Source organism: Rhodococcoides sp. S146-33 (assembly GCF_059489205.1).
Genome location: NZ_JCAJWY010000006.1, coordinates 1 through 16,856 on the forward strand (window position 1 = coordinate 1; position 16,856 = coordinate 16,856).

Sequence of the window (16,856 nt, forward strand, 5' to 3'; positions counted from 1 at the left end):
GCACTGACATTCATCGACACACTGTTGAGTTCTCAAAGAACACGCACACACCATTGCCACCGTTTGGACGGTAACGCCGGGGCTTACACGCTCGAACCCCAGACATGGCTCATTACTTTCAAGCCTTGCCCGGGTTGTTCAGTGCATACTCCGTACAACCTCGTTGTCCCAGTCCGTGAAGACCGGGTCGGTGTCCGTGTCGCTCTGACTCGACAAAAGTTACGCGAAGACCAACGCTTACGCAAATCGCCTGGTCAGATGTAATTTCTATGTGAACATCTGACCAGCCGACCTTGCGCGGGCTCCGTCAGACGATCGCAACGGCGTCGATCTCGACCAACATCTCTTCTCTCGGCAGTCCGGTGAACACTGTAGTTCGACTCGGCAGTACTTCGCCGGAAGTATTCGCGGACACGAACGCGCCGTAGGCGTCGTTCATGATCGAGAAGTCCTCACGCTTGGTCAGGTACACGCGCAGCATCACGACATCGTCGAACGTCGCACCGCCGGCCTCGACGATGGCTTTGACGTTCTCGAGAGTGCGAGTGGTCTGCGCAGCGACATCGCCTGGATACAGGTATTCGCTGGTAGCTGGATCCACCGGGCCCTGTCCGGATACCTGCACGAACGGGCCCTTCCGCACTCCCTGAGACAACGTGTGGGCGGGAGCCGGGGCTCCTGTGGTGCGAATTTCGATCTTCTCGCTCATTTCTTTCCTTCCATCGGGCTCTCGTCGGTTGTCGTACGGTCCTCGAGTTCCTGCGGCTGCCAGCCCAGTCCCTCGGAAATTACGGCCGCAGTTTTTTGCACCGCGGGCAGCGTCTCCAGCACTTGTTCATGGTCGAGGAGCATGTCGGGGACCGACATCGATACGGCTGCCACGACGTCGCCGGTTCCGTTGCGCACCGCGGAGGCGACGCAGTTGACGAACGACTCGTGCTCCTCGCGGTCCTCGGCGAATCCTTGAGCGAGGACTAGGTCCAGCTCACGCAGGTATTGCTCCGGCGTAGTGATGGTTCGTTCGGTGAACGGCGTGTAGGTGATGCGCTGCGCGATCTGCTCGCGCTCCACCTGCGGGCGTGCAGCGATCAAGATCTTCCCGACGGCCGTGCAGTGCAACGGCGCAGGCTTTCCGACACGCGAGTACATCCGCACGCTCTGTTTGGCGTCGAATTTGTCGATGTAGATCACCTCCCCCGCTTCGTATGTCGCCAAGTGGATGGTCTGGCCGGTGATCGTGTTCAGTTCGGCCAGGTGCGGCCGGGCAATGCTCCGAATGTCGCGCTGTTCCAGTGCGTGGTTCGCCAACTCGAACAATCTCGATCCGAGTTGATACCGGTGATCGGCATCGTGCTGAACGAATCGGTCGCTTTCCATGGTGCGGAGCAACCGCAACACGGTGGTCTTGTGCACGTCGAGAACCGTCGCCAGCTCGTCCAACGATCTGGTTCCGTCACCGAGCAAGCCGAGGATCGTCAGCGCCCGCGAGAGACTTTGACTCACCGCGACACCTCCGAAAAGCGGGCGACGGTGGCCGCGTAGTCCAGCGTCGCCCATTCGGCGTCGTCCAGTTGGGCCAGTCTGATCAACACGTCGAGGGGCAGTACAGACGCGATATCGCCGTGCCCGGTGAGCGCACCCGCCGCACACAGATGTCCGAACCGCACACGCTCGACGGCACTCCTACCGAGCAGCAGCCCCGTCAGGAAGCCACCCGCGAAAGCATCTCCCGCACCGATTTTTTCGACAACATCGAGCCGGAGTGCCGGTACATCGACTCGAGCTGTGCCCTCGAATGCCGTCACCGTGTGCGCGTCGTTCTTGATCACCAGATGCTCCGGTTGCGGGAACATCCGCCGCAATTCGGCAGGATCCGACGTCCCGAACACCAGCGCAGCTTCGTCGGACCCCATCGAGACCACATCGCTTCTGCGGACATGCTGGCCGAGGACGTCCGCGGCTGTGCCCGATCGGGACTTCCAGAGCGCCGGCCGATAGTTCAGATCGAAGCTGACGATGGCGGATCGGTCCATCAATGCACTGGTCAATTGGGCCGCACTGTCCGAGATGGCCACTGTGATTCCGGAGAAATGAATCAGGTCGGCTCGACACACCAATTCCGTAGCCGACTCGCCGATTTCGGTGGGCGACAGTGCGCTCGCAGCGGAACCAGCGCGGAAGTAGGTCATCGCGCTCTCGCCGGACGCGAGGTCGTATCGGTCGCCGGAACCCGAACCGCGCTCTTTGATGTACATACCGGTGGGGCGCTCGTCGTCGATCGTCACGCCCGACGTGTCGACGCCTGCTTCCGCCAATTGCTTCACCAGGTACCGGCCGAAGCCGTCGTTGCCCACCCGAGAGACCCAGGCGGCGTCGACACCCAACTGAGCGAACACCCTGGCGACATTCGCTTCGGCACCGCCGGAGTTGCGGTGAAACGTTTCCGAGTTCTCCAGTGGACCCGTTTCGGCAACCAGAACGACGAGGCCTTCACCTACACACACCGCTTTGGGTGTTGTCACGTCGATCTCCTCGAAGTCTTGCGGGAACGCTGCATGTCGTTGCAGACTACAAAGCATAAACATATTGCGCAACCACCGTTGCATAATGTGCAACGCACACGAGATCTTTCACCAGGAGGACCGAACGTGATCGACACGGATGCCGTCGAGGGACTGAATCGACGAACCCTCGGGCCGGAACACAAGTCGCTTCCCCCACGTTCGTGGGGCCATACCGTCGAGAGCTTTCTCGCCACGTCTCCTCGGCTGTCCGAGTTCACGACTCCGGTACTCACCCTCGATCGGGCGCGGATGGCCTCGAACATCTCGGTCATGGCCGATTGGACGGTCCGCGCAGGGGTGCTGCTCGCGCCCCACGGCAAGACCTCGATGGCGCCTCAACTGTGGAAACAGCAACTCGATGCCGGAAGCTGGGCGATCACCCTCGCGACCGGATGGCAAGTTCAGCTGGCACGCGCATTCGGGGTCGATCGCATCCTCCTTGCAAACGCCGAGATCGACCCCGTCGCGCTGACATGGGTTGCTGCCGAAATGGATTCGCATCCAACATTCGAGTTTTACTGCTGGGCAGACAGTGTTGCGACGGTGCACGAGATGGACCGCATTCTGGCGACACAGGGGCAGCGTCCCATTCCGGTGATCGTCGAGCTCGGTGGTCCACACGGCCGAACCGGCGCACGCACGATCGAGGAAGCAATGTCGATTGCTCGTGCGATCGCGGCGTCGTCGCGACTGACCCTTGCCGGCGTCGGCGGCTACGAGGGAGCACTGAGCCACGACCGCTCCGAGGACGGCCTCGAGGCCGTCCGACACTATCTCGACCAGGTCGCAGATCTCCATCGTGCGCTCGACGCCGAATCGCTGTACGGCGAGCATGCCGTGGTGACCGCGGGCGGCAGCGCCTACCAAGATCTCGTTGTGGAGCGTCTGCATTCGCTCACCGAGGAAGATGGCGTCCGTACCGACGTGGTGCTTCGCTCGGGTGCCTACGTGGTGCACGACGACGGCTTCTACTCGCAGATCTCTCCGCTCACCCCCGCCCGCACCGACGACCCACTGACGTCGGCCATGCACGGATGGGCGCGCGCAGTCTCCCGCCCCGAGCCGGGCCTCGCATTGCTGGACGCAGGCAAGAGGGACTTCCCGTTCGATGAGGGAATGCCCGTGCCGCAACACATCAGAGGCAACGAGCTGCTCGACCCTGGAGCCGAGGTGACCGCTCTGAACGACCAACATGCGTTCCTACGACTACCGGCCGAGGACGCGGCGGCACTGCCCGTGGGATCGGTCGTTCGGCTGGGTCTGTCACATCCCTGCACCGCATTCGATAAATGGCGTCTCGTTCCCGTGATCGACGACGCGGACAGCGACGATCCACGAGTGGTCGATCTCGTTCACACATTCTTCTAGAGAGCCGAACTCCTATGCCCAGTACTCTCTTTCGAGGTGCCGACGTCATCGACGGCACCGGATCTCCGCGACTGCGGCGCGACGTCCTCGTACGCGACGGCGTGATCGCGTCGATCACCGAGCCCGGAACTGTGCCCGGGGCCGACAGAATTGTCGACGCCTCGCCCGGTCACGTCCTCTCCCCCGGGTTCATCGATATGCACGCCCATTCCGACCTTCGATTGCTGACCGACCCCGATCATTTCCCGAAGATCAGTCAAGGCGTCACCACCGAGGTCATCGGGCAGGACGGCATCGCCTACGCGCCGATCGACGACGCCACACTCGACGTGGTGCGACGTCAAATCGCCGGCTGGAACGGCAATCCCGTCGACCTCGACTTCTCGTGGCGGTCGGTCTCGGAGTACCTCGCTCGGCTGGACCAGGGCATCACCCCGAACGCTGCGTATCTCGTCCCTCAGGGAACATTGCGGTACCTCGCGGTCGGTGCGGACCAGCGACCGGCGACGCCGTCCGAGATCGTCCACATGCAGGAATTGTTGGCGCAAGGCCTGCAAGAAGGTGCCGTCGGAATGTCGAGCGGATTGACCTACACGCCCGGAATGTACGCCAGCACAAGCGAATTACGCGCGCTGTGCGAGGTTGTCGCCGAGTTCGGTGGGTTCTACGCGCCGCACACTCGGTCGTACGGTGCCGGTGCGCTCGACGCATACCAGGAAGTGCTCGATCTGTCCCGGGAGACGGGATGCGCGTTGCATCTGACGCACGCCACGATGAACTTCGGCGTCAATCGTGGACGGGCACGTGAGTTCCTCGACCGCGTCGACTCGGCGATCGCAGACGGATGCGACGTCACCCTCGACACCTACCCGTACTTGCCCGGGGCCACCACACTGTCTGCGCTTCTGCCGAGTTGGGCGATGTCCGGTGGCCCGGACCGAGCCCTGGAACGGCTCGAGGATCCGGACGTGCGACAACGCATCGAGCAGGATGTCGACGTGAACGGGTCCGACGGTTGCCATGGAGTCACGGTCGAGTGGGACACGATTCAGCTCAGCGGTGTAGCGAACCCCGCACTCGATCGCTACGTCGGCCGCACGATGTCCGACATAGCGGCCGACGAGGGACGCTCACCGGCGACCGTGTTCTTCGACCTTCTTCGCCGGGATGCGCTGGCCACGACCATTTTGCAGCACGTCGGGCACGAGGAGAACGTGCGCGAGATCATGGCGCATCCACACCACATGGGTGGCAGCGACGCGATACTGGTCGGCGAGAAACCGCACCCACGCGCATGGGGAACCTTCCCCCGCTACCTCGGACACTACGTCCGCGAGGAGCAGCTTCTTTCGTTGGAGGACTGCATCAACCACCTGACCGGACGCCCGGCTGCTCGGCTACGGCTGCGCGGGCGCGGCACGATTGCCGAAGGCCATGCGGCCGATCTCGTCCTGTTCGACCCGACGACCGTCCGCGATACGGCCACCTTCGAGAACCCGAAGCAACAGGCCGAGGGAATCAGCCACGTCATGGTGAACGGCGTCTTCGCCATCGACGATCGCCGTTCCACTCACGCACTGGCAGGCCACGCCCTGCGCATGGATTCCACCGGAAAGCAGACGTCATGAACGCCCTGTCGACAATTCTCCAGGACCGCGCCTTGGCGGTGGTCCGAGCCCCGCACATCTCCGATCCCGCAGCATTGGCAGATGCGCTCGCGCGCGGGGGAATTCACGCACTCGAACTGACCTTCACCACTCCGGGAGTCCTCGATCTGATCCGCGACGCGTCGGATGCCGGTGCCGTCGTAGGAGCCGGTACGGTTCTGACGGCCGATCAGGCACGGGCCGCGGTCGACGCGGGTGCGCGCTTCGTCGTGACGCCGGGGCTGCGACCCGAGGTCGCCGCAGTGGTCACGGACGCAGGGATTCCGCTGATGATGGGAGCGCTGAGCCCGTCGGAGGTGATAACCGCCCTCGATCTCGGGGCGGACGCAGTCAAGATATTTCCTGCACGCACCGTTGGGCCCGCGTATTTCAAGGATCTGCTCGGGCCCTTCCCGGACGCCCGACTCGTTCCGTCCGGCGGCGTGAACGCGGGAAACGCCGCCCAATTTCTCGCGGCCGGTGCCGTGGCCGTGACCGCAGGCACCGATGTGGTTCCACCGGCGTCGGTCACCGAAGCCCAGTGGGACGACATCACTGCACGAGCAAAGGCGTTCGTGGCAGCTATCAGCGCAGACATCAAGAAAGGCTCGAAATGAATTCTGTGGTCGACTGGCTCAGAACCTCCACCCCCGGTCTACTCGTACTGTGCGGCATCGCAATTGCCGTGCTACTGGTGGTGATCATCAAGGTCAAGCTCGAACCGTTCATCGCGCTGCTCATCGTCGGTCTCGGGCTCGCTCTTGCCGCGGGTCTGCCGGTCAACGAGATAGTCGGCACGGCGATCAAGAGCAACGAGTCGTTACTCGAAACCGGGTTCGGGGGAATTCTCGGGCACATCGCGGTGATCATCGGGCTGGGTACTGTCCTGGGCGCGATCCTCGAAAAGTCGGGTGGAGCACAGGCATTGACCGCAAAGCTCCTGGGCGTGTTCGGAGAACGCGGTGCACCCATAGCAATGGGCCTGCTGGGCTTGATCTTCGGTATTCCGGTGTTCTTCGACATCGGTATCTTCGTGCTTGCACCGCTGGTCTACGTGGCGGCACGGCAGGGCGGAAAGTCGCTGGTCCTCTACGCGCTGCCGATGCTGGCAGGTCTGTCCATGACACACGCCTTCCTTCCTCCGCATCCCGGTCCTGTTGCCCTCGGTGGCTTGCTCGAAGTGAACTTGGGATGGCTCATCCTGTTCGGATTCATCTGCGGCATTCCAGGATTCATCGCGGCAGGCCTGGTGTGGGGTAGCTGGATCGGTAAGCGCATCATCGTCGACGTTCCCGAGGACTTCATCAACGACGGAGACGATACGACCGCCGAGGGCGGCGGTGCAGGCACGGTGGCAACGAAGCGTCCGGTGATCACGACACCGCCGTCGGTGGGAACCATCGGAGCAATCATTGCCGTTCCGCTGGTCCTGATCCTCGGTGCCACCTTCGGCAGCATCCTGCTGGATCCGGGCAACCTACTCGAAGTACTGACGTTCTTCGGCACACCCGCCGTCGCACTACTCATCGCAGTGCTGATCGCGTTCTACGTGTTGGGAATCCGCCGCGGATCGACGGTCCAGGAATTGAGCAAACTGACCGGAGAATCTCTACGTCCGGTGGGCATGTTGCTGCTCGTCGTCGGGGCAGGCGCGTTCTTCGGAAAGGTCATCTCCGCCACCGGTATCGGCACGGCCCTGGCCGACACCATGGCGGCCGCAGGTCTCCCCATCATCGTGTTGGCGTACATCATCAGTTGTGCGCTCCGAGTCGCCCAGGGGTCTGCGACCGTGGCCATCGTGACCACCGGCGGCATCGTCGGACCGCTGGTGGCAGCTCAGGACTACTCCGCCCCTGCCGTTGCGTTGATCGCCATGTCCATCGCAGCGGGCTCGATCATCGCCAGCCACGTCAACGACGGCGGATTCTGGATCATCTCGAAATTCTTCAATCTCACCGTGAAGCAGACACTGCAGACATGGACGGTCCTCGAGACGATCCTGTCCGTGGTCAGCTTCGCCGTCGCGGGAATCCTCTTCGCGATCATCGCCTAGAGCCAGTGGCGCGGTCATGTGCCCCGGGCGGCACCTAATCGCGCCACTGCGTCCGCACCTGATCACCGACGAAATGGGTGTTCTCGGCGGACATTTCCCGGCTACCCGATCGGCCCACCAGATCGTCGATCCGATCGTCCAGACTGTGGGCACGGGTCATTGCGTCGGACGTTCGAGCCTCGCCTTCGGACGACTCGACCAGATTCGCCAGACGAACCAGAGCAGCTACCCGACCGGTCAACTGCGACCACACCACTTCCAGTGCGCCACGCCGTGATTCGACCTGAGCGGCAGTCTCCTCGTCGACCATCGTCTCGCCGATCCGGTTCAGCTCGGTCGCCACCGCACGCAGCGACGTGGCGTCGACCGAGATCTCGGTGAGCTCGACGAACAGGTCGAGCTGATTGCGCTGAATCTCGAAATACGTGGACTGCCATGCCGGCGAACGACGCACACGGTCGAACGATGTGCCCGCAAGAAACAGCAGAGTGTCGTATCGATCGACAAACCGATCGTCCTTGCGATCGACGAACTGATCGACCACGCCGGTCGCCCACTCGACGCGGTCACCCACAGGAGTTCGGCGCGCAAGCGTGCTCACGCGGTCCGCGGCCGCATCCACCAACGACAAGCCGCGCTCCGCAACTGGACCGAACCTGCGCGGTGCAGGCGTCCTCATCAACGCGTCGAAGACCGCATCGCGCTGGTCGAGATCGAGATGCAGACCTTCTCGACGCTCCTTGCGTGCTGCTCGCACCCCGGTGGCGTAGTGCCGATTCGACATGACCACGGTGGTGCGCTGATGGTTGATGCGCTTGGTCAACTCGGCAACCCGTAGGCGATACACGAGCGCCGACCCTGGCTTGCTCGTCGTGTCCTTGGCAAGCCATCGATCGCGCTCGTCGACCAGATTTCGGAGTGTGCCGAAGCCCCCGATCGACGGCAGCGTGCGGCCTGAATGCCATCGATTGATCAGCACCGCACGGGTGGGCTCGTCCACTCGCCCGGCCGCGACAGCGATGGCGGCCGCGTCGGACAGCGGCTCGGAGTGCCCGAGCAACCGGCAGTCGGCACAGCGACTGTGCACCTCGGCGTCGAGTCGGGCGCGCTGCTCGGCCGACCCACTGCCATCGAACTCGGACATCGTTTCTCCTAGGTCACGCCCAACGGTCGCTGGTCCGTCCGCTTTCGAGTGTTCCAGAAGTTCAGATCAGCCCGCGGAGCGATTGCTCGGTGTGTGGCTTCTTCTCCGCGAGAAGCGTGCGCGCGGTGTCCAGACCTTCCCAGACGTTCCACATCAGCACACCGCGCACGACGGACTCGTCGTCGAGGTAGTAGACGACGCCTTCCTTACCGACCGACTTCCAATCCTCGACGGTGCTCAACGAAGTGGAGAGCGTGCCGATGGCCTGGTATCCGTCGTCGTAGATGTCGGAGTAGAAGTACGGGGTGTACGAGTAGGGCTCGGCGGCACCGGCCATGTTGCGTCCGGCAGCCTTGCCCATCTCCGTGGCGTTGTCCACGTGCTCGACCCGCCTGCGTCCGAGAATGGCGTCGGGATAGCTCGCCACGTCACCGGCGGCGTAGACGTGGTCGTCCTCGGTCCTCAAGAACTCGTCGACGACGATGCCGTCGTCCACTGTCAGTCCGGCAGCGTCGGCCAGTTCGGTGCTCGGCCGCACCCCCAGACCGAATACGACGCCGTCCGCTTCGATTGCGGTGCCGTCGTCGAGTTGCAGCTGTACGCGAGCCGAGGCCTCCGCACCGGAGGTCACTTTCGCTCCTCGGCGCACGGTCACACCGTGATCGGCGAATCCCTTGTCGAAGACGGCAGCCAGGCTCGGCGGAAACATGTGGCCACCGACTACGGCGTCGGACGTCACGAGAGTGACCTTGACGCCTTGGAGAGACAGGGCGGAGGCGATCTCGGTGCCGATGTACCCGCCGCCGACCACGACGATGTGATCGGCGGTCTTCGTCAGTTCGCGCAGCGCCCGGTAGTCGGCGAATGTGCGGAAGTACACCACCCGCGGACTGGGCGAGAGTTCGATTCGCGTCGGTTCGGCTCCCGTTGCCAAGAGCAAGGTCCCGTAATCGTAGCGCTCTCCGTTGTCCGTCGTCACCGAGGAACCCGCCCGGTCGATCGACGTGACCCGAGTCCCGGTGAACACCTTGGCGTCGGTGTCGGAGGCGGTGTCCAGCGGAACCTGATCGCGACCGAAGTCCGAGTCCGTCCACAGCTTCTTCGACAGCGCAGGCCGGGTGTACGGCTCGTCGGAATCCGCCCCGAGAATTCCGATGGACCCGGCGGTGTCGTGCTCGCGTATTCCGCGGGCGGCACTGTCGGCCACCATTCCTCCGCCGATGATCAGGTAGTCGTACTGCATCGTTCGCTCCTCGTTGTCGACGTGACTCGACGCGTGGGTTACCCGGAACCACGCAGTCACAATCCCGCCGGCAGTCCCTGGGGAATTGCCTGCAAACCGGGGGACCGACCGGACTGTATCGAGCATCACACCCTCGAGAGGTTGGCCCAGGCCGGTCGAGTGGGCATCTTGGACTGGGCGACGAAACATCGTTTTAACTCGAGTCGGGCTGTAACGGTTCCGTTCGGCAGAACGACTCACACCTCAGGACGCGAACAAAAGGAGACGATGTGACTGTTCAGATCGATTCGCTGGCAATTGGCACCGATACAGCCGACATTGCAACAACCGACGTCGACCAGCTATTCGACGAGGTAGCAACGCTCGACGCCACCATCCTCGACGCCATCGAGCGTCGTACGCGCATGGCGCACACCCTCGCCGCGGCGACTTCCGATGCCACCGCGTCGGATTCCGCTGCCGATACTTTCCTCGATCTCGGCAACGACGGACACGTGTTCTCCCGGATGCTGTCGCGCCTCGCTCAGATCGCTCGGTAACGCTTCACACCCCCTTCAGCTTCGCTGTCCGCGACCCCGTCGAGCATGTGCTCGGCGGGGTCGCGTCATGTCCGGGGAAGGGTGACCGGTGACTTTCGGCACCGGCAACTGTCAGTAGAAGCAAGACCGTTGTTCGACGGTCCCACGCAGCTGTTTCCACAGAGAAGGTGTACCCATGTCCCGTATGCTGTTCGCCAACATGCCCGTTCGCGACGTCGTCGCCACCCGTTCGTTCTTCGAGGGGCTCGGGTTCGCATTCAACGACATCTTCAGCGACGAAAACACCGCCTCCATGATCGTCAGCGATCAGGCCACGGTGATGTTTCTGGCCACCTCGCGTTTCGAGGACTTCATCTCCGATTCGATCTGCGACACGAACTCGGCTCGCGAGGTACTGATGTGCATCTCCGCCGACAGCCGCGACGAAGTGGATTCACTCACCGACGCAGCCATCGCTGCGGGCGGGTCCACGTGGATGGAGCCCCAGGATCATGGGTTCATGTACGGCCGAGCGTTCCGGGATCTCGACAACCACGTCTGGGAAGTGATGTGGATGGACCCGTCAGCCGTTCCGGAGAGCTGAGCAGCAGGCGTTCAGAGGCGGTCGGGCAGGCCGAATCGATCGAACAGAGTCAGATCGAAGAAGCAGGCCACGTGCCCCACCCCTCTGGCGTCGACGTCGAGAACGTGTAGCTGGAACGGCCGATGCACGCCGTCCTCGCCCAGCATGTACAGCCCGTACGCGGGTTGGCCGTTGGCACGGGTAGGCCTCATCCGCATGTCGCCCGCGCCGTTGGCAGGGCAATTGTTTCGGATGAGTGATCCGATCGTCTCGGCACCCTGGTACCACCCGACGAACGGCGGCATCTCCCACACCGCATCCGAGGTGAACAGAGTCACCAAGCGGTCGATGTCGTAGTTCTCGAAACACTCCACATACTGCGTCAGCAGTTCCTGCAGCTCGTCGGATCCGATGGGCTCGACATCGTCGAGTTCGGGCGCAATCTCGTCGAGTCGCTCCCTGGCTCGCTGCAGCAAGCTGTTGACCGCGGTCGTCGTCGTGGCGAGAACCTCGGCAACCTCCGACGCCTTCCACTGCAGTACCTCGCGCATCAACAAGACAGCCCGCTGCCGGGGAGACAGGTGTTGCAGTGATGCGACCAACGCGAGGCGCACCGATTCCCGCGCAACCACGATCGAGGCGGGATCGCTCGAATCGGCCAGATCCGAATCGGCGATCGGTTCGAGCCACGGAACCTCGTTGTTCTGTACGAGTTCGTCGGTAGGGCCGGAACTCGGTGCCCCCAAGCCGGTCGGGAGCGGACGCTTGGACCGACCGTCCAGGGCAGTGAGACACGTGTTGGTGGCGATTCGATACAGCCAGGTACGCAGGGACGAGCGCCCCTCGTATTTCGCGTACCCCCGCCACGCGCGAATGTACGTCTCCTGCAACAGATCCTCGGCGTCGTGAATCGATCCGGTCATGCGGTAGCAGTGCGCGAGTAGCTCTCGACGGAACGGATCGAACTGCGCCACGAAGTCGTCCTGCTGCACGGAGGCCACGGTCATGCCGCACAGCTTAGACCGGAGGCAGACGCGCCACAGCTCGAATGCGCGCCACACAAAGGTTTGCCCACATATCTGCGTTAACCTCGGCTTCGTGACATCGGCAACGAGCATCGACGACTTGGTCGAGGAGCTGTACCTGCACCGGCGTCGGGCGTGGGAAGCCGCTCTCGTCACCGCGCAGAACTTCCTCGAGACCATCGCCGACGAGATACTCGAAGACGTCGATCGTGATCGACTGAATGCGCAGACGGCACGCATCAAAGATCCTGGCCGATCCGCCGACAAGTTGCGCCGCTATGTCTCCGAGGGCCGGATCACCGAGCCGACCGACGCGGACGCCGTTGCCGAAGCCCTTCCCGATCTGGTCGGCGTCAAGGTGTTGTGCAAGACCCCGCGCGATCAACTGACGTTCGTCGCAGCGCTGGAGCGTGCGTGCAACGACCCGGAATGTTCGGTGCGGTTCGCGCAACCACCCACCGACTACGTCGCCTTCCCCAAACCCAGCGGTTACCGCGCCTATCACGCCGTGCTGGTCGTTCGAGTGGCAACGCATCAGGGCGACCTCGATGTGAAGGTGGAAGTGCAGGTCAAAACGCGCCTGCAGGACGCGTGGGGCGAGCTGACCCACGAGGACATGTACAAGCCCGGCGAGGCGCTCAAGCCCACCAAGAAGCACACCGATTACGCCGCGCACATGGCCCACCTGCTCGACCAGGTGGATGCGATGGCGGACGATCTCGCGGCGCAGCTCGACTCGTTGACCGCCGCCTCGAAGGACGGCGGTGTGCTCTCGGCCGATCCGATCCCGAAGGATCCGGATTTCATTCGTGCCCGGGTCACCCGCACCGGGCCCCGGTACGCGCTGGCCGTCGGCCCGGATGGACGCCGAGGGCTGGTACCGGCCCGGTCGGTGAAAGCCGTCATCGGCTCGACCGACCGCATCGCCGTCGACGATTATCTGGAGGTCGGCGACTACATCGATGTGGTGGTCGAGGATTCCGAGGATGCGCTGTACTACCACCTCACCTCTCAACCGCCGCGTCGCAAACCCGCGAAGAAGCGTAAGCGCTGACCTGCGGTTCTCAGGAACATCTCACATCCGTGCTGTAGACATCCGTTCTCGTGACCACTACCGAGAAATCCACGGTCGTCACCTGCGGCGTCGACCCTGTGGCCGACTGGCGTAGGAAGATCCGTACTGCGGAGACAGTGGTGCCGGCGCTCGCGTTCGTCGTGTTGGCACCTCTGTACGCGACGATGTCCGTGCTCGGTCACCGTCAACTCCGCACGTCCGGATTCGATCTGGGGATTTTCGTCCAGCAGGTCGCGTCGTATTCGCAATTTCGTGCGCCGACCTCCGATCTACTGGGTACCGGCTACAACACGCTCGGCGATCACTTCTCGCCCATCACCGCGCTGCTGGGACCCGTTTATCGGGTGTTTCCATACGCCGAGACGTTGCTGATCGCCCAAGCCGTGTTGTTCGCGTCGGCCGTGATCCCCATCGGCAGGCTGGCAACACAGAAGTTCGGTGCCGCCACCGGTGTCGCGATCTCAGCAGCGTTCGGACTGTCCTGGGGCGTTCAAGCCGCGTTGAATTTCGACTTCCACGAGGTGGCATTCGCGATGCCTCTACTGGCGATGTCGATGGTTGCCCTTGTTCGTCAGCGCTGGCTGCCTGCCCTGGCCTGGGCCCTGCCGCTGGTGTTCGTCAAAGAAGACATGGGTCTGACGGTCGTCGTGATCGGCGCACTCGTAGCGCTGTGGACGAGCGGCCGAACTCGAATTCTCGGGGCACTGACAGCTGCATGGGGCCTGACCTGGGTGATCCTGGCCGTCAAGGTGATCATCCCGATGCTCAGCTCCGACAACTCGTACGACCAGGGCTCCAAGCTGCCTCCGCTGGGTGAAGGCATCGCCGACACCGCGCACGGCTTGGTTGCCGGCGATTCGCGCGCGGCCACCGCCTTTCTGCTGCTCGCCGTCACCGGATTCTTTGCGCTGCGCTCCCCGCTCCTGCTGATCGCCGTCCCGACGGTCGCGTGGCGCTTTCTCAGTGACAACACCAACTTCTGGAAGCCGATCTATCACTACAACGCGATCCTGATGGTGATCGTGTTCGTTGCCCTGCTCGACGCGTTCGCACGCAGTCACCGCCACGGTCAGCTCACCGAACGCGGCCGTCACTACATCGTCGCGTTCGTGGCCGCTTTCGCAGTCGTGGCGTTGCCGTTCCTCCCCATGGCACGCATGGTGCACGCACAGGAATGGACGATCGATCCGCAGGCCGCTACCGCCCGCGACATCTCGGCGTGGATTCCCGCCGATGATCGAGTTTCGGCGTCGAACAATCTGGTGGCCCAACTCGTCGCCGATCACGACGTCTCGGTCTTTCCTCAACGTGCAACCGACTCGACCGTCCCGGATTGGATCGTCGTCAACCGGGCGCGGCCGGCGGGCTGGCCGACGGACGAGGCCGGCGACCGTCAGGCGATCGACCGGGCACTGTCCACCGGGTACGACGTCGCCTACTCGCTCGACGGTATCGAGGTCCTGCACCGCAGCTCGAGCGGTCCCCGTTAGGGTTCGATAGGTTCGACCCTCCACCCGTCACAGACAGTGACGACGGCAAGTGCAAGGCAGGTACAGGACATCGACGCTGCAACCGGCGATCTCGGCACCACCAAGGCCGCATCCAAACGGTCACCGTGGAATCGGAAGAATCCCTATCGCGCACACATCATCGGCAATCGACGCCTGTCCGGTCCCACATCGGCGAAGGAAGTTCGGCACTTCGCGATCGCGCTGGGCGACAGCGGTATCGCCTACCAAGCCGGCGATGGTTTCGCCGTCAAACCAGTCAACGACGCAGCACTGGTCGCGGCCGTCGTCGATCGCCTCGGAGTGCCCGCCGACACCGCCGTGCACACCAAGTCCGGTGAAATCACGCTCGAGCAGGCGCTGACGACCGAGTACGAAATCGGCATCCCGTCCATGGATCTGATCGAGGCCGTGGCCGAACATGCCGGCGACGCCGAACTCGATCACATACTGCAGAACGGCGATCGAGCATCGTTCGACGCGTGGACGTGGGGACGTGACGTTGTGGACGTTCTGGATCTCGATCGGTCGCCCACCTTCGATCCCGCCGAATTCCTCGGCTTGCTGCGTCCTCTGCAACATCGTGTCTATTCGATTTCGTCGTCACCGATCGCCCACGAAGGCACCGTGCATCTGACGGTGTCCACCGTCCGATACCGGTCGGCCGAGCGCGACCGCGGTGGCGTCTGTTCGACGTACCTCGCCGATCGAGTCGGCGACGGCAACGAGGCAGGTGTGTTCCTGTCGGCCAACAAGTCGTTCCGCCTACCCGCCGACGACACCCCGATCATCATGATCGGGCCCGGAACCGGAGTGGCACCGTTTCGAGCATTTCTGCACGAGCGGCGCGCGCGAGGTGCCACCGGAGACAACTGGCTGTTCTTCGGAGATCAGCATCGGGCGAGCGATTTCCTCTACGAGGACGAACTCGTCGAGTTCGAGCGCGACGGTCTGCTGAGCCGACTCGATGTCGCGTTCTCGCGCGATCAGCACGAGAAGATCTACGTGCAGCACCGCATGCTCGAGGCCGGCAAGCAGCTGTACGGCTGGCTCGAGGCGGGCGCGCACTTCTACGTCTGCGGCGACGCGGCTCGTATGTCGAAGGGCGTCGACGAAGCTCTGCACGAGATCGTCGCCGAGCACGGCGGCCGCTCCCCCGACGCCGCCGAGGACTACGTCAACGAACTCAAGCAAACCAAGCGCTACCTGCGCGACGTCTACTGACATTCCCGTTCTTGTCGGACCCCCTCGCTACCGTCTGAACCCACAGGCATCAGTTCTCGTCCGAGAAGAGGGTTTGCACCGTGAACGCACTGCAGAACGGCCATTTCGACTCCACTACTGCGCTCGCGTGGGCCACGTTCACCGAGAATCTTCACGCGTGCCTTCGGTCGCTGCCGAGAGGTGACTACATCACGGTCACTGCCGCTCAGGCCAGCCCCGGCGAACGTGGTGTGCGGCCGTACATCGACGTGGCAGCAACGGACACCGGAGCACTGATCACCGTGGCGGCAATTCCGTCGCTGCTCTACCCGGATGCCCCGGAGACGTCGAGCATGGACGTCCAGTTGGTGGAATTCGGATGGTTGAACCGCGGTAAGCCGATCGCCGACGGATCGGTCATCGATCTCACGCGAACCGACTCAAGGGCCGATGCCGCGCTCGTGGCCGAGATGATCACTCGTGCGTTCCGCGAGATCTGGAACGTTCCGCACCCCTCGTTCCTCAGTGTCTGGGGTGTCGCAGCCGACGGCGTGTCATCCGGTCCGCGGGACCTGCAGCGCGGGCTCGTTGCCCCTGCGCCCGAGACCGCCATGCCGCTCGACCGTTCCAAGACACCTACCGAGGTTCCTGCCGAGCTGGGCTCGCTGCAAGCGTTGTGCCAGTTGATCGGTCGACGGGTCGACCCTCATACCGTTCGATCCGTCTGCACCGACGGTGACCTCGACGAACTGAAAGCTCGTGCCGTTGCCCTCCATCGCTCGGCGGCCGGGCAGGCCCGCCGATCGGCCGCCGCGGGGCGAGACGACTCGGTGGCCGCGTTGTCCAATCTGGCCCGCACCTGGCTTTCGGTCGCCCGAAGCATCGACGCCGCGATGACTGTGGCCCGGCACGCCTGCCGCTGACCG

General features: G+C 63.4%; 16 protein-coding genes. 10 read left to right on the top strand and 6 right to left on the bottom strand.

Features of this window, described 5'->3' with window-relative positions:
* Nucleotides 1-307: 307 nt before the first annotated feature.
* From AC5WEY_RS21005 to AC5WEY_RS21015, 3 genes are read right to left on the bottom strand one after another with little or no spacing between them, the layout of a single operon-like run.
* Complete coding sequence (locus AC5WEY_RS21005) at nucleotides 308-709, bottom strand: RidA family protein (RefSeq protein WP_495647363.1); 402 nt, start codon at nucleotides 707-709, stop codon at nucleotides 308-310.
* A complete protein-coding gene (locus AC5WEY_RS21010; protein WP_495647364.1) occupies nucleotides 706-1,503 on the bottom strand; it encodes an IclR family transcriptional regulator in 798 nt (265 codons plus the stop codon). Before AC5WEY_RS21010 ends, AC5WEY_RS21005 begins: the two co-directional genes overlap by 4 nt.
* A complete protein-coding gene (locus AC5WEY_RS21015; protein WP_495647365.1) occupies nucleotides 1,500-2,522 on the bottom strand; it encodes a sugar kinase in 1,023 nt (340 codons plus the stop codon). The genes AC5WEY_RS21010 and AC5WEY_RS21015 overlap by 4 nt, the downstream gene beginning before the upstream one ends.
* 126 nt (nucleotides 2,523-2,648) lie before the next feature.
* Between AC5WEY_RS21015 and AC5WEY_RS21020 the strand changes: the two genes are divergently transcribed.
* The 4 genes from AC5WEY_RS21020 to AC5WEY_RS21035 are packed head-to-tail and all read left to right on the top strand — an operon-like array spanning nucleotide 2,649 to nucleotide 7,631.
* Complete coding sequence (locus tag AC5WEY_RS21020; RefSeq protein ID WP_495647366.1) at nucleotides 2,649-3,932, top strand: type III PLP-dependent enzyme domain-containing protein; 1,284 nt, start codon at nucleotides 2,649-2,651, stop codon at nucleotides 3,930-3,932.
* 14 nt (nucleotides 3,933-3,946) lie between these two features.
* The gene (locus AC5WEY_RS21025; RefSeq protein WP_495647367.1) at nucleotides 3,947-5,560 is read left to right on the top strand and encodes an N-acyl-D-amino-acid deacylase family protein; all 1,614 of its coding nucleotides are present in this window, start codon (nucleotides 3,947-3,949) and stop codon (nucleotides 5,558-5,560) included.
* Entirely contained in the window at nucleotides 5,557-6,195 is a 639-nt protein-coding gene (locus AC5WEY_RS21030; RefSeq protein WP_495647368.1) for a bifunctional 4-hydroxy-2-oxoglutarate aldolase/2-dehydro-3-deoxy-phosphogluconate aldolase, read from the top strand. The genes AC5WEY_RS21025 and AC5WEY_RS21030 overlap by 4 nt, the downstream gene beginning before the upstream one ends.
* The gene (locus AC5WEY_RS21035; protein WP_495647369.1) at nucleotides 6,192-7,631 is read left to right on the top strand and encodes a GntP family permease; all 1,440 of its coding nucleotides are present in this window, start codon (nucleotides 6,192-6,194) and stop codon (nucleotides 7,629-7,631) included. The genes AC5WEY_RS21030 and AC5WEY_RS21035 overlap by 4 nt, the downstream gene beginning before the upstream one ends.
* 34 nt (nucleotides 7,632-7,665) lie before the next feature.
* On the opposite strand, the gene AC5WEY_RS21040 is transcribed toward AC5WEY_RS21035, so the two are convergent.
* Entirely contained in the window at nucleotides 7,666-8,775 is a 1,110-nt protein-coding gene (locus AC5WEY_RS21040) for a hypothetical protein (protein ID WP_495647370.1), read from the bottom strand.
* 61 nt (nucleotides 8,776-8,836) lie between these two features.
* Nucleotides 8,837-10,018 (bottom strand): NAD(P)/FAD-dependent oxidoreductase, encoded by a 1,182-nt coding sequence (locus AC5WEY_RS21045; protein WP_495647371.1) that lies wholly within the window; start codon nucleotides 10,016-10,018, stop codon nucleotides 8,837-8,839.
* Between the two features lie 269 nt (nucleotides 10,019-10,287).
* Here AC5WEY_RS21045 and AC5WEY_RS21050 point away from each other — a divergent pair, with 269 nt between their 5' ends.
* Complete coding sequence (locus AC5WEY_RS21050; RefSeq protein WP_495647372.1) at nucleotides 10,288-10,557, top strand: hypothetical protein; 270 nt, start codon at nucleotides 10,288-10,290, stop codon at nucleotides 10,555-10,557.
* A 175-nt stretch (nucleotides 10,558-10,732) separates the two neighbouring features.
* Nucleotides 10,733-11,140 carry a VOC family protein gene (locus AC5WEY_RS21055; RefSeq protein WP_495647373.1) on the top strand — a complete coding sequence of 136 codons (408 nt, stop codon included), beginning with the start codon at nucleotides 10,733-10,735 and terminating at the stop codon, nucleotides 11,138-11,140.
* A gap of 11 nt (nucleotides 11,141-11,151) precedes the next feature.
* On the opposite strand, the gene AC5WEY_RS21060 is transcribed toward AC5WEY_RS21055, so the two are convergent.
* Nucleotides 11,152-12,126, bottom strand: a complete 975-nt coding sequence (locus AC5WEY_RS21060) for a sigma-70 family RNA polymerase sigma factor (RefSeq protein WP_495647374.1) — start codon at nucleotides 12,124-12,126, stop codon at nucleotides 11,152-11,154.
* A 91-nt stretch (nucleotides 12,127-12,217) separates the two neighbouring features.
* On the opposite strand from AC5WEY_RS21060, the gene AC5WEY_RS21065 reads away from it, so the two are divergent.
* The 4 genes from AC5WEY_RS21065 to AC5WEY_RS21080 all read left to right on the top strand — a co-directional run bounded on the left by AC5WEY_RS21065 (nucleotide 12,218) and on the right by AC5WEY_RS21080 (nucleotide 16,853).
* A complete protein-coding gene (locus AC5WEY_RS21065; RefSeq protein ID WP_495647375.1) occupies nucleotides 12,218-13,198 on the top strand; it encodes a GTP pyrophosphokinase in 981 nt (326 codons plus the stop codon).
* Between the two features lie 50 nt (nucleotides 13,199-13,248).
* The gene (locus AC5WEY_RS21070; protein WP_495647376.1) at nucleotides 13,249-14,709 is read left to right on the top strand and encodes a DUF2079 domain-containing protein; all 1,461 of its coding nucleotides are present in this window, start codon (nucleotides 13,249-13,251) and stop codon (nucleotides 14,707-14,709) included.
* A gap of 36 nt (nucleotides 14,710-14,745) precedes the next feature.
* The gene (locus AC5WEY_RS21075) at nucleotides 14,746-15,951 is read left to right on the top strand and encodes a sulfite reductase subunit alpha (protein ID WP_495647377.1); all 1,206 of its coding nucleotides are present in this window, start codon (nucleotides 14,746-14,748) and stop codon (nucleotides 15,949-15,951) included.
* An 80-nt stretch (nucleotides 15,952-16,031) separates the two neighbouring features.
* Complete coding sequence (locus AC5WEY_RS21080) at nucleotides 16,032-16,853, top strand: TY-Chap domain-containing protein (protein WP_495647378.1); 822 nt, start codon at nucleotides 16,032-16,034, stop codon at nucleotides 16,851-16,853.
* Nucleotides 16,854-16,856: the final 3 nt, after the last annotated feature.